This window comes from Stenotrophomonas sp. TWI602, from assembly GCF_039674045.1.
GTDB lineage: Bacteria > Pseudomonadota > Gammaproteobacteria > Xanthomonadales > Xanthomonadaceae > Stenotrophomonas.
Genome location: NZ_JBDJMT010000016.1, coordinates 20,670 through 40,730, shown reverse-complemented (window position 1 = coordinate 40,730; position 20,061 = coordinate 20,670). Strand labels below are relative to the sequence as shown.

Below are 20,061 nucleotides of genomic sequence, written 5' to 3'. Positions count from 1 at the left end.
CGATTTAGGCAGGGTCCGGCCCGGACAGGTAAAATTGCCGGGATTCCGTTTCCCGCCCTGAGCCCTCCATGACCTGCCGCACCCGTTTTGCCCCCAGTCCCACCGGCTACCTGCACATTGGTGGCGCCCGCACGGCGCTGTACTGCTGGCTGGAGGCCCGTCACCGTGGCGGCGAATTCGTGCTGCGCATCGAAGACACCGACCGCGAGCGCAGCACCCAGGGCGCGATCGACGCGATCCTGGAGGCGATGGAGTGGCTGGGCCTGGGCTATGACGAAGGCCCGATCTACCAGACCCAGCGCGTGGCCCGCTATCTGGAAGTGGCCGAGCAGCTGGTCGCCGATGGCAAGGCCTACTACGCCTACGAGACCAGGGAAGAGCTGGACGCGATGCGCGAGGCCGCCATGGCCAAGCAGGAAAAGCCGCGTTACAACGGCGCCGCGCGTGAGCTGGGCCTGCCGTACAAGGACGACCCGAACCGCGTGATCCGCTTCAAGAATCCGCTCGAGGGCACGGTGGTGTTCGACGACCTGATCAAGGGCCGCATCGAGATCGCCAACAGCGAGCTTGACGACATGGTCATCTTCCGCCCGGACGGTTTCCCCACCTACAACTTCGCGGTGGTGGTGGACGATTGGGACATGCGCATCAGCGAGGTCATCCGCGGCGACGACCACATCAACAACACCCCGCGCCAGATCAATCTGTACGAGGGCATCGGCGCCCCCGTGCCGAAGTTCGGCCATATGCCGATGATCCTGGACGAGCAGGGCGCGAAGCTGTCCAAGCGCACCGGTGCGGCCGACGTGATGCAGTACAAGGACGCCGGCTACCTGCCGGACGCACTGCTCAGCTACCTGGCCCGCCTGGGCTGGTCGCATGGCGACCAGGAGCTGTTCAGCCGCCAGGAACTGATCGATCTGTTCGATGTGACCAACTGCAATTCCAAGGCCGCGCGCCTGGACATGGCCAAGCTGGGCTGGGTCAACCAGCACTTCCTGAAGACCGAACAACCGGCCGACATCGCTCCGCACCTGGTCTACCAGCTGAACAAGCTGGGCCTGGACCTGAACGCCGGTCCGGCGCCGGCCGACGTGGTGGTCGCACTGCGCGACCGCGTGCAGACGCTGAAGGAAATGGCCGAGAAGGCGGTGGTCTGGTATCAGCCGCTGACCGAATACGACGAGGCCGCGGTGGCCAAGCACTTCAAGCCGGGCGCGGAACTGGCGCTGGGCAAGGCCCGCGAGCTGTTGGTCGCGGCCGGGGAGTGGACGGTGGAGAGCGTTTCGGCGGCACTGCATGACGTGGCGACGGCGCTTGAGATCGGCATGGGCAAGGTGGCCCAGCCGCTGCGCGTGGCCATCACCGGCACCCAGGTCAGCCCGGACATTTCACAGACGGTGTTCCTGGCCGGGCGTGAAGAGGCCTTGAAACGCATCGAGGTCGCACTCACTAAAGTACCGACGGCCTGACCACAGGAGACCGCGCATGTCCGCAAAAACCGCTTGTACCGCTCCGCACCATCACGTTCACGACGCCTCCGACTTCGTGAAGGTGGTCGAGCGCGTGTGCTCGGAACGCGGGCTGCGGCTGACGCCGATCCGCGCGAACGTACTGCGCCTGATTGCCGAGGCCGGCAAGCCGGTGAAGGCGTACGAATTGCTGGAGTGGGTGCGCAACGGCAAGGGCGTCGGTGCCGACGCCCCGCCGACGGTGTACCGGGCGCTGGATTTCCTGATGGCCAATGGCTTCGTGCACAAGCTGGAATCGGTGAATGCGTTCGTGGCGTGCCACCATCCGAGCAGTGCGCAGCATTCGGTGCCGTTCCTGATCTGCAACAGTTGCCACAATGCGGTGGAGCTGGAGGACAAGGAGATTGTCAGCCAGCTGGAGAAGCGGGCGAAGGAGCTCGGTTTCCAGCCGCAGGCGCAGACGCTGGAAGTGCATGGCCTGTGCGCGCGCTGTGCGGGGTAGGTACCGACCGTTGGTCGGTACGCTGTTGATGTTGAAAAGCCGCGCATCTGCGCGGCGTTTTCGTTTCACGGCGTCGCATCGGTCGGCTCGCGCCCTTCCGCAGCGGTATCCACTTTGACGATCACCGACATGCCCGGACGCAGGCGCGGTGCCAGCGGCTGATCGGGGTCGATGGAAATGCGGATCGGCAGGCGCTGGACGACCTTGGTGAAGTTGCCGCTGGCGTTGTCCGGACGCAGGACACTGAACTCCGAGCCGGTGGCCGGGGCGATCTGTTCGATGTGGCCGTGCAGCTTCTGGCCATCGAAGGCATCCACGGAGAAGGTGGCCGGTTGGCCGATGCGCATCTTCCAGGTCTGGCCTTCCTTGAAATTGGCGACCACCCACAAGGCATCGGGCACCAGGAACAGCAGCTGCGAGCCGGCGGTGACGTATTGGCCCAGGCGCACCGAGGCTTCGCTGACCTGACCGTCGCGCGGCGCCTGGATCACCGTGTTGGCGAGATCGATCTTCGCCAGTTCCAGCTGGGCCTGGGCCGTCTCGACGCGGGCTTCCAGGCCTTTGCGGGCAACCTGGGTGGAGGTCAGGGTTTCCTCGGCGATGCGGATCTGGGCCTGCGACTGCAGCACGCTGGCCTGCGCCGATTGCGTGGTGGTGCGGAACTTGTCACGGTCGTTGAGGGCGACCAGTTGCTGGTCGGCGAGTTCTTCGTAGCGCTTGAGTTCGGTACGCGAGCGCGAGAGCTCGGCCTGGCCGGCAGACAGGTTGGCCTGCGCGGCCTGGATCTGCGCGCGGTTCTGTGCCTGGGATTGATCGGAGTTGGCCAGCGCGGCCTTGGCGCTGTCCAGATCGGCTTCGGCCTGGACGACTTTCTCGCGGTAGATGCGGTCGTCGATGCGCAGCAGCGGCTCGCCTTGTTTGACGTGCTGGAAGTCCTTGACCAGCACCTCGGTCACATAGCCGTTGACCTGCGGCGCGAGCACGGTGATCTGGCCGCGCACGTAGGCGTTGTCGGTGGTCACCCGGGACGTCTCGAACGGCCACAGTGACCAGGCGCGCAGGATCAGCGCGATGCCGATCAGGGCGATCACGATCATGATGATCACAGCACGCAGGCTCGGCTTGAGGTACTTGGGCACGCCCGAGGGGGCCGCCGCGGGCGGCGGCGCAGGGGCGGGCGCAGCATCGGTCGGCGGCGGTGGGTTGACGTTCTCCGGGGCGGTATCGTCGTGCGGGGGTTGGGTCGACATGGGCGGGCTCATCGGGGCGCGACGCTGCCAGGCGTCGGCGCGGAAAGGGGAGGTGTCGGCGCGTGGCGTTTGCGCCATTGCTTGAGCACGGCGGTGCGCACCGCCAGCAGCAGCAACCAGCCAAGGAAGACCAGCGCGACGCGGCCGCTGAGCGCGAACACGTCATTGAACGCGCGCACGTTGGCTTCGCGGCGGGTGATCTGCGCCAGTTGCGCGGTGCCCTGCGCGCTGCGCTGCACCGGGTCGGTGATCAGCCTGGCGTAGAGCTGCTGTTGCTGTTTCAAGCGCTGGGCAACCACGTTGTCGGCCGGATCCAGTTGGCTGACTAGCGCACCGGAATACACCTGCTCGCGGTGCAGCTGGTAGGTGCCCAGCACGGCCGAGCCGGCCAGGCCACCCAGGGTCTGGGTGATGGAGAGCGTGACCAGGAAGGTGATCATGTGGTCCACGCCCTGCTTCAACGCCTGGGTGATGCCAAGCATGATCAGCGGCCCCATGAACATGCCGGCGCCGACGGACGCCAGGAACTGGCTGGCGAAGAAGTCGTGCGGGCGATCCAGGCTGGTACGGCTCTGGTCGAGCAGGGCCGCGCTGCCCAGCAGCAGGATGGCCATCAACAACTGCGGTATGAGTCGCTTCGGGCCGAAGGTGAGCGAGCTGGCGGCCATGCCGGTGATCACGCCGGCCAGGATCACCGCGAACAACGGGCGCATCTGGTCCGGGCCCATGCCGAGCGTGCGCATCAGGCCGACCACGCCATAGGACTGCTCGGTGGTCAGGAAGCGGATCAGGAACGCACCGATGATGAAGTGCATCACCGGCAGGCTGGCCAGCCAGCGCGTCTGCAGCAACGGGTTGCGGCGGTAGTGCTCGATGATGAAGGCGGTGGTGGACAGCGCGATCGAGGCGACCAGTGCCCAGCCCAGCCACGGCGTATCCAGCCACCAGCGGGTGTAGCCCTGCGCCAGCACGACAACCAGCAGGCCGACGGCGGGAGCGAGCAGCGCGAAGGTGAGGAAGTCGAGCGGTTCAAACGCCTTGATCTGTGCCCCCGGCGGGAGCTTGAGCACCACCACGGCGGCGAACGCGCACAGTGCCAGCCCGGCCTCGAACAGATACAGGTTGTGCCACTGCCCGGTGTCCACCAGGCCGGGCGAGACCAGCCACGCGATCGGCACCGCAAGCTGTGAGATGCCCACGCCGATCACCAGCAGATTGCCGGTGTATTTGCGCGGCAGCGATTGCAGCATGTACAGCGTGCCCAAGGTGCTGCAGGCCGCACCGGCGAAGCCGCTGGCCGCGCGCATCAGCACGGTGGTTTCGAAGGTGCCGACGAACAGATGCAGTACCGCCAGCGCGGCATACAGGCCCAGCCCGATCTCGGCGAACAGGCGGATGCCGTATTGCTGGCGGAACTTGAAGGCGAGCAGGTTGGCGGTGACGTTGACCATGGCATACGCGGCCACCAGCCAGCTGCCCTGCGCCGGGGTGAGCCCGAGCTGGCCCTGCAGGAACGGCAGGTTGGCACTGACCAGCGCATTGCCCAGGCCGCCGGTGATCCCGACCAGCAGCGCCACCAGCGCATAGGCGAGGCGGCGGTGCGGCGGATGCCACGGCATCGAAGCCGAGCCCGGCAGGGTCGGTTTTTCGTGCTCCTCCCAGTCCGGAACCGGCTTGAGGTACTGCGGCATCATCCCTCCCCGTCGGCAGGCCCCCGCAATCCGCCACGCAGCAATTGCAGGGCGCGCGTGGCCAGCCGGGCGCGTTCGTCACGCGTCTTGCCACGCAGCGCGGCTCCCAGCATGCCTGAGATAAGTGAAATGTCCGTCGTTTCCAGATCGGGGCGGCACAGACCTGCGGCCACCGCACGGGCAATCGGTTCGCGCAGCAGTTCGAAGATCGTTTCGCGCGCGGCCCGGATCGGGATCTGATCCGGATCCACCGCGCGCCAGTAGTCCGATAATGCCGGCGACTGCACGATCCGGTTCGCCATCCCTTCCAGCACTTCGAACAGTGCATCGTCGCGGTCGCCGAGGGTCTGCACCTGGCGCGCGATGCGGTTGACGGTGCGCTGCAGCAGCGCCTCCACCAGGGCGGCACGGTCAGGGAAGTTGCGGTACAGCGTGGCCCGGCCGACCTGGGCACGCTCGACCACCAGGTCCAACGGGGCGGTCACGCCGTGTTGGCCGAACACGGCATCGGCAGCGTCGAGGATCTGGGCACGGCGGGCGGCCGCGTCGGCACGTTGGGTAGGCATGCGCGCATCATCGGACACAACTGTCCGGCGCGGAAGGGGGGGCGTCGGTTTTGGCACGCGCGGGTTGGCGCGCGCTGGGCAATGTCGAGGGCGGGTGAGCTCAGCGCGGCGCGGGCACGCCGTGACAGCCGCCCATGCGGGCTTCGCGGATGGGTAGATTGATCAACGCGGCGAGCACGGCCAGGCCCATGTCGGCGTACCACATCCACAGGTAGTTGCCGGTGTGCGCCAGCGCCAGGCCGCCGAGCCATGCACCAAAGAAACCGCCCAACTGGTGCGAGAGCAGGGTCAGGCCGAACAGGGTGCCGAGGTAGCGCGGGCCGAACAGCTTGCCGACCAGGCCGGCGGTGGGCGGAACGGTCGCCAACCAGGTGAAGCCGAGCGCGGCGGAGAAGACGTAGAAGGTGAGTGGGGTGGGCGGCGCAACGAGGTAGACCCCGATCATCACGGCGCGGCTGGCGTACATCCAGAACAGCAGGTACTTCATGCGGTAGCGCTGGCCGAGGGCGCCGACGATCAGGCTGCCGGCGACGTTGAACAGCCCGATCAGCGCGATGGAGGATGAGGCGACGGTGGGCGAGAGGCCACACAGCGCGATCTCGCCGGGGAGATGGGTGACCAGGAAGGCGATGTGCAGACCACAGGTGAAGAAGCCCAGATGGAGATACCAGTAGCTGCGATCGCGCACCGCGACGCGCAACTGCGCGCGCAGCCCGCCTTCATCGGTGGCGCCGGCGGTGGGCGCATGGTCGCCCGCGCGACGTCGCAGCGGCCAGGCCAAGGGCACCGAGAGCAGGGTGATCACCGCCATGGTGATCATGGACCGTGCCCAGCCGGCGGTGCCGATGATCCATTGGACCAGCGGCGCGAACACGAACTGGCCCAGCGAGCCGCCGGCATTGATGAGGCCGGCGGCGAACGACCGCTTTTCCGCTGGCAGGCGATGGGCGGTGGCGCCGATCAGGACCGAGAAGCTACCGGCGCCGGCACCGGCGGCCATCAGCAGGCCGAGGGTGAAGGTCATGCCCAGCGGGCTGGTCAGCAGCGGCGCCAGCAGCAGCCCGGCCGCCAGCAGCAGGGCACCGAAGATGAGCACAGGCAATGCGCCGCGCTGGTCGGCGACGGCCCCGAACACGGGTTGCACCGCGCCCCAGACGAACTGGCCGATGGCCAGTGCAAAGCTGATTTCGACGATGCTGACGCCGGTGCCGCGGTGGATGGGGTCGACGTAGAGGCCGGAAGTCTGGCGCACGCCCATGGTGACCATGAGGATGGCGGAGGCCGCGACCAGCAGGCCCCAATGCATGGAGGGTGCGCGGGTCGCAGGGGTTGACGTGCTCATGCGTCGGCTCCGGTGGGCAGGGCGTGGTCGAGTTGGTCGAGCAGGGCGTTGAGCCGGGCGGTCGGAGTGGGCCCGAAGGTGGTTTCCACGTCGTGTTGCGCCTGTTGCCACAGGGGACGCGCGCGGCGAAGGCAGGCCTTGCCGGCAGCGGTGATGACGATCAGGCGTTGCCGGGCATCATCACCGCGGCGTTGTTCGAGCCAGCCGGCGCTGAGCAGGGGCTTGAGGTTGCGGGTGAGCGTGGTGCGGTCCATGCCAAGCGCCTCGGCCAGGTCGCCCAGCTGGCGCGGTGTGGGGGCGCGACGCAGGATGGAGTACGCGTTGAGGCTGAGTCCGGCGGGGGCGAGGTGGGCGTCATAGATCTGCGAGAGCCGGCGTGCGGCGCGGCGCAGGCGGAAGCAGGTACAGGGGCTCTGGGTCAGCGGGTCCATGGGCGTGCGCCGGGGTGGGTGCTGGATGATACGTGCATATGCACGTAGTTGGTCAAGCACCAAAAAAGGGGGCCTTTCGGCCCCCTCGGGTCAAGCAACCACCCAGTGAATCGATCAGAAGTAAGCGCGGATCCCGAATGCCACGCCGCGGCCCGGCAGCGGGGAGTAGTCGCGCAGCAGGGAGGTGTGCGGACGGACCTCGCGGTTGGTCAGGTTGCTGCCGTCCAGGAAGACTTCGTAGCTGTTGCTGTCGGTACGGTCCCAACGGTAGGCGAAGTGGGCATCGACCAGGGTGTAGCCGTTGCTCGGCTCTTCATTCTGGGCGACGTCCTTCTGGCTGCTGTAGCGCACGGCACCGACCGAGGCGCGCCAGCCATCCTTGGCCCAGCGCAGGTCCGCGCCGACACGGCCCGGGGCGATGCGCGGGAGGTAGCCGGTGTTGGCCAGATCCACGGTGTAGTTGTGGTTGTGATCACCGTGCGGCACGGCGATGTCGACGCTGCGGCTGCCGCTGCCATCCAGTTCTGCTTTGACGTAGTCGCCGAACACGCGCAGGTCCCAATCGCCAGTGTTGCCTTCGAAGAGATGGAACAGCGCTTCGGCTTCAGCCCCCTTGAAGGTGGCGTCCTGCTGCGTCCACAGGCGGACCGGCAGCGATTCGACCACGCCGGTGTCGGCCAGGTAGATGAAGTCCTTGAACTTGGTCTGGTAGATGGAGGCGGAGAAGTCGACACGGTCGCTGTGGGTGTGGATGCCCAGTTCGACGCGCTGGCCGCGTTCGGTCTTCAGGTTCGCATCGCCGATTTCCAGCGAGCGGGTGGCGATGTGCGCGCCGGCGGCGTAGAGCTCTTCGTTGGTCGGGGCGCGCTCGGAGCTGTCGATGCCGAAGCGCAGGTCGACGGCGTCGTTGAGGGTCCAGATGCCGGCGGCGGAGAGATTGGTGGCGTCGAACGTGCGGGCGCGGTAATCACCGGTCGGGTCCAGCTTCACCTGGTCATGGCGGCCGCCGAGCTCCAGCTTGAACGCGCCGAACTGCTTTTCCTGCAGCACGAACAGGCCGATGTTCTTCGTCGCGGTATCCGGCACGAAAGCTTCTTCGCCCTTGGCGCCGAAGTCGCTGTTGCCGAACTGCAGGCCGAACGCGCCGTCCCAGCCGCCGATCTGTTCCTGCACGGCTTCCAGGCGGCCTTCGATGCCGCGGTTGGTGAAGCGCGTGGCCGGCGTGCCGGCTTCGAGTTCGGTGTGCTCGTAGTCTGTGTAGGCGGTACGCAGGGTGATGTTCTTCAGGAACGAGGTCGGCTGGTAGATGCCGCCCTTGGCTTCGAAGCGGTTCTGCGCCATGTCGATGCGGACGTCATGCTCGTCACCTTCTTCCTCATCGCCATGGTCGTGATCGTGGTCATGATCATGGTCGTCGTCGGCATGCACGTGCGCGCCGTTGGGAATGCCGTAGTTGGTGCGGTAGGTGCTGGCGGACACACCGAAGTAGCCGTCATCGCCCAGCCAGGTGGCACCGACGCCGCCGGCGCGGGTGCGGACCGAACTGTTGTCCAGACGGCCGCGGCGTGGTTCGTCGGTGTCGCCTTCCTCATGGTCGTGGCCGCTGTGATCTTCCAGGCCATCGATCACCGCGTAGCCGGGAATGCGGTAGTCATCGCCGTTGCGGACCAGGCCGTCCACATGCAGCACGACGTTGCCGCTGACACCGTCCAGGCGGAACATGCCGCTGCGCTCGTCGTTGACCGAATTGCCGCGCAACTCTGCGCGGCCGCTGAGCGGACGGTCCGGCAGTTCGCGGGCGATGCGGCCGTCGACCACGTTGACCGCGCCGCCGATCGCGCCGCTGCCGAACAGCAGGGTCGCCGGGCCCTTCAGGACCTCGATCTGATCGGCCAGGAACGGCTCGATGCTGGTGGCATGGTCGGCGCTCACCGTGGAGGCGTCCATGTTGCCCATGCCGTTGGACAGCACCGCCACGCGCGGACCTTCCTGCCCACGGATGATCGGGCGGCCGACCCCGGGGCCGAAGAAGGTGCTCTGCACGCCGGGCAGCTTGGCCACGGTGTCGCCGAGGGTGCCGGCCTTCTGCTCGTCCAGGCGCTCACCGGCCAGCACATCAACCGGGCGGGCCAGCGATTCGGCATCGCCCTGCAGCGGCGAGGCGGTGACCTTCACGGTGGAGAGTTCGGTCAGGTGGCGGTCGCGGTGGTTGCCGGCATCCTCGGCGGCCATGGCCAGCGAGGGCAGCATCGCGGCGGCAAGGGCCAGCGACAGGGTGTGGTGTTTGAGCAGGAGGGAGCTGGAGCGCATAGGGCAGGGGCCTTCGGTCAATTGTTACAATATATCAATGGTGGGGCGCGCGAATCCCGTAACGGGACGGGGGAAGGGAAGTCAGGGGGAGGCAAGGGTGCGCGTCAGGATTGATGTTATATTATTCCATAACGCTTCGCCGACCCTGCTGGAAGTCATGCCCCTGTTCGCTCGTGTTCGCCATCTGCTGGATCGTTTCGGTGCCACCGGCTCGCTGCTGTGCGCCGTGCATTGCGCTGTGCTCCCGGTGCTGCTGGCCGCTGCGCCATCGCTGGGCCTGTCGGTCTGGATGAGTGACGGCGTTGAGCTGGCGCTGGTGAGTTTCGTCACCCTGCTGGGCCTGTTCAGCCTGGTCTGGGGCTGGCGCCGGCATGGCGCGCTGCGCGCGCTGGGCTTCCTGATCCCGGGCCTGACCGCGTTGTGGGCGGGCCTGTTGTACGGCCCGCTGCACCACTCGGCGGTGCCGCATGCGGTGGTGATGACCCTGGGCGGCGTGCTGGTTGGCGTGGCCCATCTGGTGAATCTGCGCCTGAACCACGGCCACGTCCATGACGCCAGCTGTGCTCATTGAGAGCGCGCATGGTAGGCTTTCCGATCGTGCGCGGGGGCGCCTGAGAGGGCGGCCCCGCCGAACCCGTGTCAGTACGGGGTAATCAGATTTCGCAGCATTCAGACTAAGGAGTTACGACATGGGTAAGGGTGACCGCAAGACCGCCAAGGGCAAGCGCTTCAATGCCAGCTACGGCAATTCGCGTTCGCACGTCGTGAGCAAGGCGGCCGTGGGCGCAGCTGCGCCGGTTGCCAAGAAGACCGTGACGAAGGCGCCGGCCAAGAAGGCCGTTGCCAAGAAAGCGGTGGCCAAGGCCGGCTGATCCAGCCAGGCGGGTCATGAAAAACGCGGCGCTTGCGCCGCGTTTTTTTTTGCCTGCGTTCCGACTGAAGCCGATGCGCGCTCAGCGCAGGGCAGGCAGCAGTCGCTCGGCGTCGCCATCATTGGGCGCCGCTGGAATCCCCAGCAGGCGGGTCAGCAGCGGGTAAACATCTACGTTGTCGAACGGGGGAAGGGTCTGCCCCTGTTTGAACGCCGGGCCACGCGCCGCGAACACCGCGCGCATGGACGGCAGCGCATTGTCATACCCGTGGGAGCCGCGATCGCCCGGCCCGCGTTTGGCGATGCGCTCGCGGGTCAACGCATCCCAGCCTTCGTGCATCTGGCAGACGATCGGTGGGATGCGCGGGTTGCTGCCGTACTTCCAGCGCGCCGGCAGGGTCTGGCGCGTCCAGCAGTCGTACTGGGCATGCGCGCCCAGCAGGATCTGCTCGGCCTGCGCCTGCTTGCCTGGCAACGGGGCGAACCCGATCGACTGGCCGACCGAGATGTCCTCGGCAATGGCGGGATCGATCATGTCTTCGGTGGCCACCACCTGGCCGTCCGGCACGCCGGCCATCCCGTGGTCGGAGACCAGGATCACGTTGGTGGCCTCGGCCAGACCGCGTGCCTGCAGACCGTCCAGCAGGCGACCGACCGCGCCGTCGGCCAGGGCCACCGCGGCGGCGTACTCGTGCGATTCCGGGCCGTGATTGTGGCCGGCCTTGTCGACCTGCTCCATGTACAGCGTCACCAGTCGCGGCGCCTGCGGGCCGTGCTGGTCCAGCCAGCCCAGTACCTGATCCACGCGATCGGGCAGGGTCACGGTCTCATCGTAGCCATGCATCTGGCTGGGGCGGATGCCCTGGATCGCCGCCTCACTCCCCGGCCAGGACCACACGGCCGTGCGCACGCCAGCCTTTTCCGCACCCACCCAGATCGGCTCACCGCCCCACCAGCGGGAATCGGCCACCGATTCGCGCACGTGCAGCTGGAATCTACCCAGTGCATCCTCGTGCATGCTGTTGTGGATGATGCCGTGATGGTTGGGCCGCAGGCCGGTCACGATCGTGTAGTGGTTGGGGAACGTCAGCGCGGGATAGGAGGGCGTCATCCATTGCGCCCGCACGCCCTCGTGGACGAGCCGACTGATGTTCGGGGTAATGCCGCGGTCGAGCATGTCCGCGCGCAGGCCGTCGATGGAGATCAGCAGCAGCTTCTGCTGCTGCGCCGGGACGCTCCGGGCGACGGTCGCCGCAGACGCGACAGGCGGGGAAGACGGTGCGGTGGCGCAGGCGGCCAGCGAGAGAGCGGCGGCAAGCGCCAGTGGAAGGCGGACGGAAATCATGACGACATGATAGTGCGTGGCGGTGACGCGTCGAAGACAACCGATGGCATACGCCACCCCACGGCGCATGCCCTGTTACGCGAACAGCGAATCGCGCCGTGCTTCCAGTTGCAGCAGGGCAGCCTTGGTTTCCAGGCCGCCGCCGAATCCGGTGAGCGCACCACTGCTGCCGATCACGCGGTGGCAGGGCAGCACGATCGGCAGTGGATTGCGGCCATTGGCGGCACCGACCGCGCGGCTGGCGGTGGGGTGGTTGATGTGCCGCGCCAGTGCCACGTAACTCCAGGTCTGGCCGAACGGAATATCGGCCAGCGCCTTCCACACCCGCAGCTGGAACGGCGTGCCGTGAGGGGCAAGCGGGAGATCGAAGCGCACGCGCTCACCGCGCAGGTACTCCAGCAGTTGCCCACGTGCACCGCGCAACGCATGGGCATCGCGCTGCCAGTGCTCGCGCCCCTTCGCGTCGTAACGGTTGTTCTCGAACAGGATGTGGTGGATGCCCTGGCTGTCACCGGCCACGGTGAGCGCGCCGATCGGGCTGTCGAAGGTGTCGTAGAGCAGGGTCATGAGGTAACTCCCGAAGACGGTGTGGCCAGATGCCACAGATGCAGAACGGCGTAGGCACGCCACGGTCGCCACGGCTGCGAGCGGGCCTCGGTGGCGCGTTCGCTCAGTCGCGTATCACCACCGAGCACCTGCTGCAGCACCAGATCGCCGGCCGGGAACGCATCGGGCAGTGCCAGCGCACGCAGTGCCATGTAATGCGCGGTCCATGGGCCGATGCCGGGCAAGGCGACGCAGCGCGCCACGAAGCCGGCCAGCGACTGGCCGGCACGGAAATCGAGCCGGCCATCGACCACCGCCTGCGCAACCGCACGTACGGTGGCCGCGCGGGTGCGCGGCAGCCCGATGGTTTCCAGCGGTGCCTGGGCCAGCGCTTCCGGCGAGGGGAACTGGCGGTCCAGTCCTGCCGGCATGCCTTCGAGGGTGGCGCCGAAGCGATCCACCACCCTGCGCGCCAGTGTGGCGGCGGCCGCCACGCTGACCTGTTGGCCGAGCACGGCGCGCACGGCCACTTCAAACCCATCCCAGCCGCCGGGTACGCGCAGCCCGGGGCGTTGTGCGATACCCGTCGCCAGCAATGGTTCCTGCGCGAGCGTGGCGTGCACCATGCGCAGGTCGGCATCGAGATCGAAGATGCGGCGTACGCGGCGCACGATGCCCGGAATCGCACGCGGATCGATCTGGCCCAGGTGCAGCAACAGCTCCGGGCGCCGTGGATCGGCGGTCACGCGCAGCAGTGAGGGGCGCTCGGGCGGCCCGATCACGCGCTGGTAGCTGTCCGTGTCGATCTGCTCGATGCCGGGAATCGCACGGCGGCGCAGGAAACCGAGCATCGCGGTGAAATCCAGTGGCGGACGGTAGCCCAGGCGCAGGGTCAGCGCGCCCTCGGTCAGCGCACCGCGCTGGCGGCGGATCGCGGTCGGGGGCATGCCGCAGCCGTCCACAAAGGCTGCGTTGAAACGGCGCAGGCTGTTGTAGCCCGAGGCCATCGCGACATCGGTGACCGGCAATGCAGTTTCGGTGAGCAGTTGCTTGGCCAACAACAGCCGGCGGGTCGCGTGGATCTGCGCCGGCGCCGCACCGAGCCGGGCCACGAACAGGCGCTGCAGCTGGCGGGCGCTCAAGCCGACATGCGTGGCCAGATCGGCCACCGGCTGGTCCTGCAGATAGCCATCGTGAATCAGGGCGAGCGCGCGCTGCAGCGTTTCATTGTTGAGTGCGTCCTGCGCCTCGGGGGCCAACTCGGGGCGGCAGCGCAGGCAGGGGCGGAACCCGGCCGCTGCGGCGGCGGCAGCCGTGGGGTAGTAAGTGACGTTGGACGGCTTCGGCGCCGGTGCCGGGCAGACCGGTCGGCAGTAGATGCCGGTACTGCGCACGGCAGTGAAGAACACCCCGTCAAAGCGCGCATCGCGGGCAAGGCGGGCGCTTTCGCAGGCGGCGTGGTCCAGGGGCAGGGCGGTCTCCATGGGGGCCAGTCTATGCCCGGTGAGCAGCGCTGGCTCGCCATTTTCGGACGCCAATGCCAGCCCCGGGTCGCCCGGTTCAGGACAGGTTGCCGCGCCGCGCCGGTCGCGCACTAGACTGTGCATCTGCGCTGGTTTTGCCGCGCATTCCCCCTCGCAAGGATTCCGGGTTGTCCATGTTGCTCAAGTCGTGGTGGTTGCCGTTGTTGTGCCTGGGTCTGGCCGGTTGCAGCCAGCTGGAAAACCCGGGCAATGTCACTGCCGCCGACAAGGCCGTGCGGGCACAGACCGCCGATGGCGACCACATGGTCTCGATCAACGCCGCCGATGCGCCGCCACCACCGCCGCCCGCGCCCAAGCGCGGTGACCTGAGCTGGCCGGAAGCAGCCCTGGAAAACGGCAAGGCGTGGATCAGCTGCGATACCGACTATGCCGGCGACGCGGGCGATGGTGCGCCGCTGGAGGCATTGGACAGGCCCAGTATCGATGCCGCCCTGCAGCCGTGCGCCGAACGTGGCCTGCTGCGCGTGCGCTATGTGGGCAAGATCAATCCCGGTTTCTCCGAGCTGGTCGCGCGGCTGGCCGTGGTCGCCGATGCCCAGCGTATTTCCCGCCGCATTCTGGATCTGGATTCGAGTGGTGGCCAGGTCGAAGCCGCCATCGTGGCGGGGGATCGCATCGGCGAATCCAACTGGACGATCTGGGTGCGCGAAGGCTCGGTCTGCCACAGCGCCTGCGTGTTCGTGCTGGCCGCCGGCGACAACCGGTTGGTATCGGGCAAGGTGGGCATCCACCGGATGATGCGGATCAGCTCCAAGGCGACCTCGCGCGCCGAGCTCAACCGCGAACTCCATGAGGTCTACGACAACGTCAAGGATTACCTGCAGCGCAACGGCGTGGCCGTGGGCGTGGCCGACCTGATGATGACGGTGCCCAACCGCAGCCTGCGCCTGCTCACCGCCGAGGAGCTGCGTCAGTTCGGGCTGGATGGCACCAACGCGGTGCAGGATGACCTGGAACGGATCAAGCAGATGCGCAAATGCGGCGATGCGTTTGTCCGCCGCAAGGATGCCTTCCTGGTCGCTTTCGATCAGGAGTGCAAGCGCGAAGGCAGTGAACTGGAGGCCGTCAACAGCTGTGGCCAGGCACTGAAGCAGCGCTTCGGCTTCCCGGATGAGACCTGCCCGGACGAGAGCCCGCTGTCGGAGATCGATGTCTCCACGCTGCTGCCGGACACGACGGCACCGGGTCGGCCGGAGACGGTGGAGCAGACCCTCGGCGATGCTCGCCCCGCACCGCCCGAGGCGGCCGAGCGCAACTGACGGAGGACTCACGTCCATCCCGTAGACTGGCAGGCAGTTCCTTCCAGCCAACGGTGTCCTGATGCGTGTTCCGCTGCTGCTGTTGTCCGCTCTGCTGCCTTTCGCCGCGCTGGCCCAGACGCCTCCGCCGCCGGCCACGCCTGCACCGGCTCCGGCGCGCCCCGCGCCCGCTGCCGCGCCGGCCGCCGCTCCTTCGGCACGCCCGGCATTGAGCCCGGCGCAGCAGGCGCAGGTACAGAAGCAGGATGCGGAGATGAGCGCGGCCGCACTGCAGGTCGCCCATCTGATCGATGCCAACCGTGCGGGCGAGGCCTGGAAAGGCGCCTCCGCCGTGGCGAAGAAATCGGTCACCGAGCAGGCCTTCGTCAGCCAGCTCACCGCCGATCGTCAGCGCCTTGGCGCGCTGGCCTCGCGCGGCCAGCCAGTGGTCACCCGGGTCAAGTACGCCGCCGGCGCGACCGTCCCGGAGGGCCTGTACATCAACGTCAGCTTCCCCACGCGCTTTGCCAACAGTGCCCAACCGGTGCGCGAACTGGTCTCCTTCCGGTTCGATGAAGACCGCATCTGGCGACTGGCCGGTTACAGCGTGCGTGCCGCCACCCCCTGATTGCCGGAGCCTGCACAGATGAGTATCGAGATCCAGATGCTGGTGTGGTCGATGCTGCTCGGCCTCGTGCACGTGTTTGCGCCTTCCACCCTGATCACCCGTGAGCGCGGGATCGGCTGGAATGCGTCGGCGCGCGATCAGCCGATGCCGGCGCCGAGTCCGCTGGCTGGCCGCCTGCAGCGGGCGCAGAGCAACTTCATGGAAACCTTCCCCTTCTTCGCCGCGGCGGTGCTGGCGGTGGTGCTGACCCAGCGCCAGGACGGGATGACGGCCGTGGCCGTGCAACTGTACTTCTGGGCACGACTGATCTATCTGCCGCTGTACGCCGCCGGCGTGCCGTATGTGCGCAGCCTGGTGTGGCTGGTATCGCTGCTGGGCATCGTGATGCTGCTGTGGGCGCTGCTGTGAACCCGCGCTGGCGCGCCTGATCCAGATCAAGGACGGCGCCGGCGCTGCGGCGTTAAGCTGCGATGGACACGTAACGGCAGGATGGGATCATGCAGTCAGTGGATGTGGTGGTGGTGGGCGCCGGCCCGACCGGGCTGTGCTTCGCGCGCGCGCTGGCCGATACCGGCCTGAGCGTCACCCTGATCGAACAGCAGCCGCGTGCCGCGTTGGCGCAGGCCGCGTTCGACGGCCGCGAAATCGCGCTGACCCATGCCTCCCGCCAGATCCTGGTATCGCTGGGCCTGTGGGCGCAGCTGGATCCCGCCGAGATTTCCCCACTGCGCGATGCCAAGGTGATGGACGGCGGATCGCCGTTCGCGCTGACCTTCGCCGCGGACCAGCGCACCGGTGACGACCTCGGTTGGCTGGTGCCCAACCATCTGATCCGCCGCGCCGCCTGGCAGAGCGTGCAGGGCCAGGCCGGTCTGGAGATCCTGGACCAGGCCAGCGTCACGGCCGTGAGCCCGGGTCCGGCCCACAGCGTGGTGACCCTGGCCGATGGCCGCCAGCTGGCCGCGCGGCTGGTGGTGGCTGCCGACAGCCGCTTCTCCTCCACCCGCCGCCTGCTGGGGATCGGCGCGCAGCTGCGTGACTTCGGCAAATCGATGCTGGTCTGCCGCATGCAGATCGAGGTGCCGCACCAGCACACCGCCTGGGAGTGGTTCGGCTATGGCCGCACCATGGCCCTGCTGCCGCTCAATGGCGACCAGGCCTCGGCCGTCATCACGCTGCCGCCGCGGCAGATCGCGGCCTTGATGGCCCAGGACGAGGCCGATTTCGGCCGCAGCCTCAGTGGCTTTTTCGAGCATCGGCTGGGCGCGATGCGGCCGGTGGCCACGCCGGTGGCCTATCCCCTCGTGGGGGTGTATGCCAACGCGTTCGCCGGCGATCGCTGTGCGTTGATCGGCGATGCCGCTGTCGGCATGCATCCGGTCACCGCGCATGGCTTCAATCTGGGGTTGCAGAGCCAGCATCGCCTGGCCGGGCGCCTGCGCAAGGCCGCCGGGCAGGGACGCGACATCGCCGCACCCGCCGGGCTGGCCGCTTACGAGCGCGGGCACCGGCTGGCCTCGCGGCCGCTTTACGAGGCGACCAATGCGATCGCTTCGCTGTACACCGATGACCGTCTGCCGGCGCGGCTGCTGCGCCGGGCCGGACTGCGGCTGGCGCACGGGGTGGCCCCGTTCCGCCAGCTGATCGCGGCCCACCTCACCGGTAGGTGATGACCGTTGGTCGTCACACAGGGTCAGGGCGCGTCGCTGTCGGCGATCACGTGAATGACGGTGTCGGCGAACTGCACCTGCTGGCCCGCGCGGATCTTGCATGCCTTGCGCAGCTCGACCTCGCCGTCGACCAGGACCTGGCCGTCGCCGATCACGGTCTTGGCCTCGCCGCCGCTGGTGACCAGGTCGGCCAGCTTGAGCAGTTGCTTGAGCTCGACGTAGTCGCGGTCCAGTTCAAATTCGAGGGTCTGCATGGAGCGGGTATCCTGGGAAGAGGCGCGGACGTGGGACCGGGCCGTGAAAGGGCGCGTATTGTGCGCCAGCAGGCGGGGCAACGGGATCCATCCCGGAATCTGTATACGTTGTTCAGGAACGATGCGGTATCATCGCCCCCTGAGTGAGTGAATTCTCCTCCGACCGAGCAGCGCCAGGGCACGCGATAAGAAAGGGCGCCCAAAGCGCGGACCATCCCCCTTTTTTATCTCACTGCCTTCCAAAACGGCGGTGTTTCGGAGTTTCCCATGTCCCAAGAATCCCCCGCGCCGCTGCTGTTCGCAGATCTCGGCCTGTCCGACGCTGTGATGCAGGCCGTCGCCACTGTCGGTTACGAAACCCCGTCGCCGATCCAGGCCGCCACCATTCCGGCCATGCTGGAAGGCCGTGACGTGCTCGGCCAGGCCCAGACCGGTACCGGCAAGACCGCCGCCTTCGCGCTGCCGGTGCTGTCCAACCTCGATTTCAACCAGACCAAGCCGCAGGTGCTGGTGCTGGCGCCGACCCGCGAACTGGCCATCCAGGTCGCCGAGGCGTTCCAGACCTATTCCTCCGGCATTCCCGGCTTCCGCGTGCTGCCGGTGTACGGCGGCCAGCCCTATGGCCAGCAGTTGTCGGCCCTGCGCCGTGGCGTGCACGTCATCGTCGGCACCCCGGGCCGCGTGATCGATCATCTCGAGCGCGGCACCCTGGACCTGTCCGAGCTGAAGACGCTGGTGCTGGACGAAGCCGATGAAATGCTGCGCATGGGCTTCATCGACGACGTCGAAGCCGTGCTCAAGAAGCTGCCGGAGACCCGTCAGGTCGCCCTGTTCTCGGCCACCATGCCGTCGCAGATCCGCCGCATCGCGCAGACCTACCTGAAGAACCCGGCCGAAGTGACCATCGTCAGCAAGACGACCACCTCGGCCAACATCCGCCAGCGTTACTGGTGGGTGAGCGGCATGCACAAGCTGGACGCGCTGACCCGCATCCTGGAAGTGGAACCGTTCGACGCGATGATCATCTTCTCGCGTACCAAGGCAGCCACCGAAGAGCTGGCCGAGAAGCTGCAGGCACGTGGCCTGGCCGCGGCCGCCATCAACGGCGACATGCAGCAGGCCCAGCGCGAGCGCACCATCGGCATGCTGAAGGAAGGCAAGCTGGACATCCTGGTCGCCACCGACGTGGCCGCCCGTGGTCTGGACGTGGAGCGCATCAGCCACGTGCTGAACTACGACATCCCGTACGACACCGAAAGCTACGTGCACCGCATCGGCCGTACCGGCCGTGCCGGCCGCACCGGTGATGCGATCCTGTTCGCCACCCCGCGCGAGAAGGGCATGCTGCGGGCGATCGAGCGCGCCACCCGCCAGCCCATCGAAGAGATGCAGCTGCCGAGCGTGGACGCGGTCAACGACACCCGCATCACCAAGTTCATGAGCCGCATCAGCGATGTGCTCGATGCCGGTGGCACCGAGTTCTACCGCGACCTGCTGCAGCGCCTGGAAGGCGAGAAGAACGTGCCGGCGATCGAGATCGCCGCCGCGCTGGCCAAGCTGCTGCAGGGTGATTCGCCGTTCCTGCTGACCCCGCCGGTCCGTGGTGCCCGTGAAGAGCGTGCCCCGCATCAGCGCAACGAGCGCAGCAACGACCGTGGCGAGCGTCCGGCCCGTTTCGAGCCGCGCTTCGAGCGTGGTCCGCGCCGTGAAGACGACCGTGGCCCGCGTCCGCCGCGTCCGGAAGGCGACTTCGGCAACAGCGAAGGCGGCGTCGAGCGCGCCCCGCGCCGTGACATCGCCCCGCGCGGTGCCGCCGAGCCGGGCATGGAAACCTTCCGTATCGAAGTGGGCCACGTCCACGGCGTGAAGCCGGGCAACATCGTCGGCGCGATCGCCAACGAAGCCGGCCTGGAAAGCCGTTTCATCGGCCGCATCGACATCCACGACGACTTCTCGGTGCTGGACCTGCCGGCCGAAATGCCGCAGGACCTGCTGACCCACCTGAAGAAGGTGTGGGTCTCGGGCCAGCAGCTTCAGATGCGCAAGGTCGAGCCGGGTGAAGACCTGACCCCGTCGGCGCGTCCGGCCTTCAAGCCGAAGTTCGGTGGCAAGCCGCGTGGTCCGGGCGGTCCGGGTGGCCCGCGCAGCGGCCCGGGCGGCAACGACCGCCCGCCGCGTCGCGACGGCTTCAAGCCGCGCGGTCCGCGCAACTTCTGATCGCCCCAGGGTGATCACCGCGACGCCAGCCTCCGGGCTGGCGTCGTCGTATCCGGCCTCCGCGTCTCGGTCGGCCGGTTTCGCACCGTCTCAACAGTGCTGGCCCTAGCCTGCGGATTGGACCATGCTCCAATGGAATGAGTTTCCACATCCGCAGCCCCGGGGGGATCGGCGATGTCTGGAG

The 20,061-nt window shown here is 67.7% G+C and carries 19 protein-coding genes; 9 read left to right on the top strand and 10 right to left on the bottom strand.

Annotated features, from left to right (window positions below; translation table 11 throughout):
- Positions 1-68 precede the first annotated feature (68 nt).
- Both gltX and ABE483_RS14195 read left to right on the top strand, forming a co-directional pair.
- Positions 69-1,472 carry a glutamate--tRNA ligase gene (gene gltX / locus ABE483_RS14200; protein ID WP_346481899.1) on the top strand — a complete coding sequence of 468 codons (1,404 nt, stop codon included), beginning with the start codon at positions 69-71 and terminating at the stop codon, positions 1,470-1,472.
- A gap of 16 nt (positions 1,473-1,488) precedes the next feature.
- Complete coding sequence (locus ABE483_RS14195) at positions 1,489-1,974, top strand: Fur family transcriptional regulator (RefSeq protein WP_346481898.1); 486 nt, start codon at positions 1,489-1,491, stop codon at positions 1,972-1,974.
- A 65-nt stretch (positions 1,975-2,039) separates the two neighbouring features.
- Here the strand turns inward: ABE483_RS14195 and ABE483_RS14190 are convergent, their stop codons facing one another.
- From ABE483_RS14190 to ABE483_RS14165, 6 genes are all read right to left on the bottom strand, one after another.
- A complete protein-coding gene (locus ABE483_RS14190) occupies positions 2,040-3,224 on the bottom strand; it encodes an HlyD family secretion protein (protein WP_313217679.1) in 1,185 nt (394 codons plus the stop codon).
- 8 nt (positions 3,225-3,232) lie between these two features.
- Positions 3,233-4,918, bottom strand: coding sequence for an MFS transporter (locus tag ABE483_RS14185; protein WP_313217681.1), 1,686 nt, complete (start codon positions 4,916-4,918; stop codon positions 3,233-3,235).
- Positions 4,915-5,481 (bottom strand): TetR/AcrR family transcriptional regulator, encoded by a 567-nt coding sequence (locus tag ABE483_RS14180; protein ID WP_313210773.1) that lies wholly within the window; start codon positions 5,479-5,481, stop codon positions 4,915-4,917. Before ABE483_RS14180 ends, ABE483_RS14185 begins: the two co-directional genes overlap by 4 nt.
- Positions 5,482-5,581: 100 nt before the next feature.
- A complete protein-coding gene (locus ABE483_RS14175) occupies positions 5,582-6,823 on the bottom strand; it encodes an MFS transporter (protein ID WP_346481897.1) in 1,242 nt (413 codons plus the stop codon).
- Positions 6,820-7,254 carry a MarR family winged helix-turn-helix transcriptional regulator gene (locus ABE483_RS14170; protein ID WP_313217685.1) on the bottom strand — a complete coding sequence of 145 codons (435 nt, stop codon included), beginning with the start codon at positions 7,252-7,254 and terminating at the stop codon, positions 6,820-6,822. Before ABE483_RS14170 ends, ABE483_RS14175 begins: the two co-directional genes overlap by 4 nt.
- A gap of 114 nt (positions 7,255-7,368) precedes the next feature.
- Positions 7,369-9,564, bottom strand: a complete 2,196-nt coding sequence (locus ABE483_RS14165; RefSeq protein ID WP_346481896.1) for a TonB-dependent receptor — start codon at positions 9,562-9,564, stop codon at positions 7,369-7,371.
- A 157-nt stretch (positions 9,565-9,721) separates the two neighbouring features.
- Here ABE483_RS14165 and ABE483_RS14160 point away from each other — a divergent pair, with 157 nt between their 5' ends.
- Both ABE483_RS14160 and ABE483_RS14155 read left to right on the top strand, forming a co-directional pair.
- Positions 9,722-10,135, top strand: a complete 414-nt coding sequence (locus ABE483_RS14160) for a MerC domain-containing protein (RefSeq protein WP_121041406.1) — start codon at positions 9,722-9,724, stop codon at positions 10,133-10,135.
- A 118-nt stretch (positions 10,136-10,253) separates the two neighbouring features.
- Positions 10,254-10,436 (top strand): 30S ribosomal protein THX, encoded by a 183-nt coding sequence (locus ABE483_RS14155; RefSeq protein ID WP_019184443.1) that lies wholly within the window; start codon positions 10,254-10,256, stop codon positions 10,434-10,436.
- 81 nt (positions 10,437-10,517) lie between these two features.
- Here ABE483_RS14155 and ABE483_RS14150 read toward each other — a convergent pair whose 3' ends face one another.
- From ABE483_RS14150 to ABE483_RS14140, 3 genes are all read right to left on the bottom strand, one after another.
- Positions 10,518-11,780: an ectonucleotide pyrophosphatase/phosphodiesterase gene (locus ABE483_RS14150; protein ID WP_346481895.1), complete on the bottom strand. Its 1,263-nt coding sequence runs from the start codon at positions 11,778-11,780 to the stop codon at positions 10,518-10,520.
- Between the two features lie 75 nt (positions 11,781-11,855).
- Complete coding sequence (locus tag ABE483_RS14145; protein ID WP_313210785.1) at positions 11,856-12,347, bottom strand: methylated-DNA--[protein]-cysteine S-methyltransferase; 492 nt, start codon at positions 12,345-12,347, stop codon at positions 11,856-11,858.
- Complete coding sequence (locus tag ABE483_RS14140) at positions 12,344-13,810, bottom strand: AlkA N-terminal domain-containing protein (RefSeq protein ID WP_313210787.1); 1,467 nt, start codon at positions 13,808-13,810, stop codon at positions 12,344-12,346. Before ABE483_RS14140 ends, ABE483_RS14145 begins: the two co-directional genes overlap by 4 nt.
- A 176-nt stretch (positions 13,811-13,986) precedes the next feature.
- On the opposite strand from ABE483_RS14140, the gene ABE483_RS14135 reads away from it, so the two are divergent.
- The 4 genes from ABE483_RS14135 (at position 13,987) to ubiM (ending at position 17,406) form a co-directional block, all read left to right on the top strand.
- Positions 13,987-15,129 (top strand): hypothetical protein, encoded by a 1,143-nt coding sequence (locus ABE483_RS14135; RefSeq protein ID WP_346466592.1) that lies wholly within the window; start codon positions 13,987-13,989, stop codon positions 15,127-15,129.
- A gap of 61 nt (positions 15,130-15,190) precedes the next feature.
- Positions 15,191-15,736, top strand: a complete 546-nt coding sequence (locus tag ABE483_RS14130; RefSeq protein ID WP_313217691.1) for a DUF4019 domain-containing protein — start codon at positions 15,191-15,193, stop codon at positions 15,734-15,736.
- Between the two features lie 18 nt (positions 15,737-15,754).
- Positions 15,755-16,144: an MAPEG family protein gene (locus tag ABE483_RS14125; protein ID WP_313210793.1), complete on the top strand. Its 390-nt coding sequence runs from the start codon at positions 15,755-15,757 to the stop codon at positions 16,142-16,144.
- Positions 16,145-16,233: 89 nt separating this feature from the next.
- On the top strand, positions 16,234-17,406 hold the full coding sequence (gene ubiM / locus ABE483_RS14120) for a 5-demethoxyubiquinol-8 5-hydroxylase UbiM (RefSeq protein WP_313217693.1): 1,173 nt from the start codon (positions 16,234-16,236) through the stop codon (positions 17,404-17,406).
- Between the two features lie 23 nt (positions 17,407-17,429).
- On the opposite strand, the gene ABE483_RS14115 is transcribed toward ubiM, so the two are convergent.
- Complete coding sequence (locus ABE483_RS14115; protein WP_019184435.1) at positions 17,430-17,660, bottom strand: RNA-binding S4 domain-containing protein; 231 nt, start codon at positions 17,658-17,660, stop codon at positions 17,430-17,432.
- A gap of 267 nt (positions 17,661-17,927) precedes the next feature.
- Here ABE483_RS14115 and ABE483_RS14110 point away from each other — a divergent pair, with 267 nt between their 5' ends.
- Positions 17,928-19,877 carry a DEAD/DEAH box helicase gene (locus ABE483_RS14110; RefSeq protein WP_346464416.1) on the top strand — a complete coding sequence of 650 codons (1,950 nt, stop codon included), beginning with the start codon at positions 17,928-17,930 and terminating at the stop codon, positions 19,875-19,877.
- Positions 19,878-20,061: the final 184 nt, after the last annotated feature.

Excerpts from the sequence above, each read along its gene's own strand:
- ABE483_RS14115 (WP_019184435.1), bottom strand. The coding sequence starts at position 17,660 with ATGCAGACCCTCGAATTTGAACTGGACCGCGACTACGTCGAGCTCAAG.
- ABE483_RS14195 (WP_346481898.1), top strand. The coding sequence starts at position 1,489 with ATGTCCGCAAAAACCGCTTGTACCGCTCCGCACCATCACGTTCACGAC.
- ABE483_RS14190 (WP_313217679.1), bottom strand. The coding sequence starts at position 3,224 with ATGTCGACCCAACCCCCGCACGACGATACCGCCCCGGAGAACGTCAAC.
- ABE483_RS14175 (WP_346481897.1), bottom strand. The coding sequence starts at position 6,823 with ATGAGCACGTCAACCCCTGCGACCCGCGCACCCTCCATGCATTGGGGC.
- ABE483_RS14150 (WP_346481895.1), bottom strand. The coding sequence starts at position 11,780 with ATGATTTCCGTCCGCCTTCCACTGGCGCTTGCCGCCGCTCTCTCGCTG.
- ABE483_RS14165 (WP_346481896.1), bottom strand. The coding sequence starts at position 9,564 with ATGCGCTCCAGCTCCCTCCTGCTCAAACACCACACCCTGTCGCTGGCC.
- ABE483_RS14110 (WP_346464416.1), top strand. The coding sequence starts at position 17,928 with ATGTCCCAAGAATCCCCCGCGCCGCTGCTGTTCGCAGATCTCGGCCTG.
- ubiM (WP_313217693.1), top strand. The coding sequence starts at position 16,234 with ATGCAGTCAGTGGATGTGGTGGTGGTGGGCGCCGGCCCGACCGGGCTG.
- ABE483_RS14170 (WP_313217685.1), bottom strand. The coding sequence starts at position 7,254 with ATGGACCCGCTGACCCAGAGCCCCTGTACCTGCTTCCGCCTGCGCCGC.
- ABE483_RS14180 (WP_313210773.1), bottom strand. The coding sequence starts at position 5,481 with ATGCCTACCCAACGTGCCGACGCGGCCGCCCGCCGTGCCCAGATCCTC.
- ABE483_RS14155 (WP_019184443.1), top strand. The coding sequence starts at position 10,254 with ATGGGTAAGGGTGACCGCAAGACCGCCAAGGGCAAGCGCTTCAATGCC.
- ABE483_RS14130 (WP_313217691.1), top strand. The coding sequence starts at position 15,191 with ATGCGTGTTCCGCTGCTGCTGTTGTCCGCTCTGCTGCCTTTCGCCGCG.
- gltX (WP_346481899.1), top strand. The coding sequence starts at position 69 with ATGACCTGCCGCACCCGTTTTGCCCCCAGTCCCACCGGCTACCTGCAC.
- ABE483_RS14140 (WP_313210787.1), bottom strand. The coding sequence starts at position 13,810 with ATGGAGACCGCCCTGCCCCTGGACCACGCCGCCTGCGAAAGCGCCCGC.
- ABE483_RS14125 (WP_313210793.1), top strand. The coding sequence starts at position 15,755 with ATGAGTATCGAGATCCAGATGCTGGTGTGGTCGATGCTGCTCGGCCTC.
- ABE483_RS14185 (WP_313217681.1), bottom strand. The coding sequence starts at position 4,918 with ATGATGCCGCAGTACCTCAAGCCGGTTCCGGACTGGGAGGAGCACGAA.
- ABE483_RS14145 (WP_313210785.1), bottom strand. The coding sequence starts at position 12,347 with ATGACCCTGCTCTACGACACCTTCGACAGCCCGATCGGCGCGCTCACC.
- ABE483_RS14160 (WP_121041406.1), top strand. The coding sequence starts at position 9,722 with ATGCCCCTGTTCGCTCGTGTTCGCCATCTGCTGGATCGTTTCGGTGCC.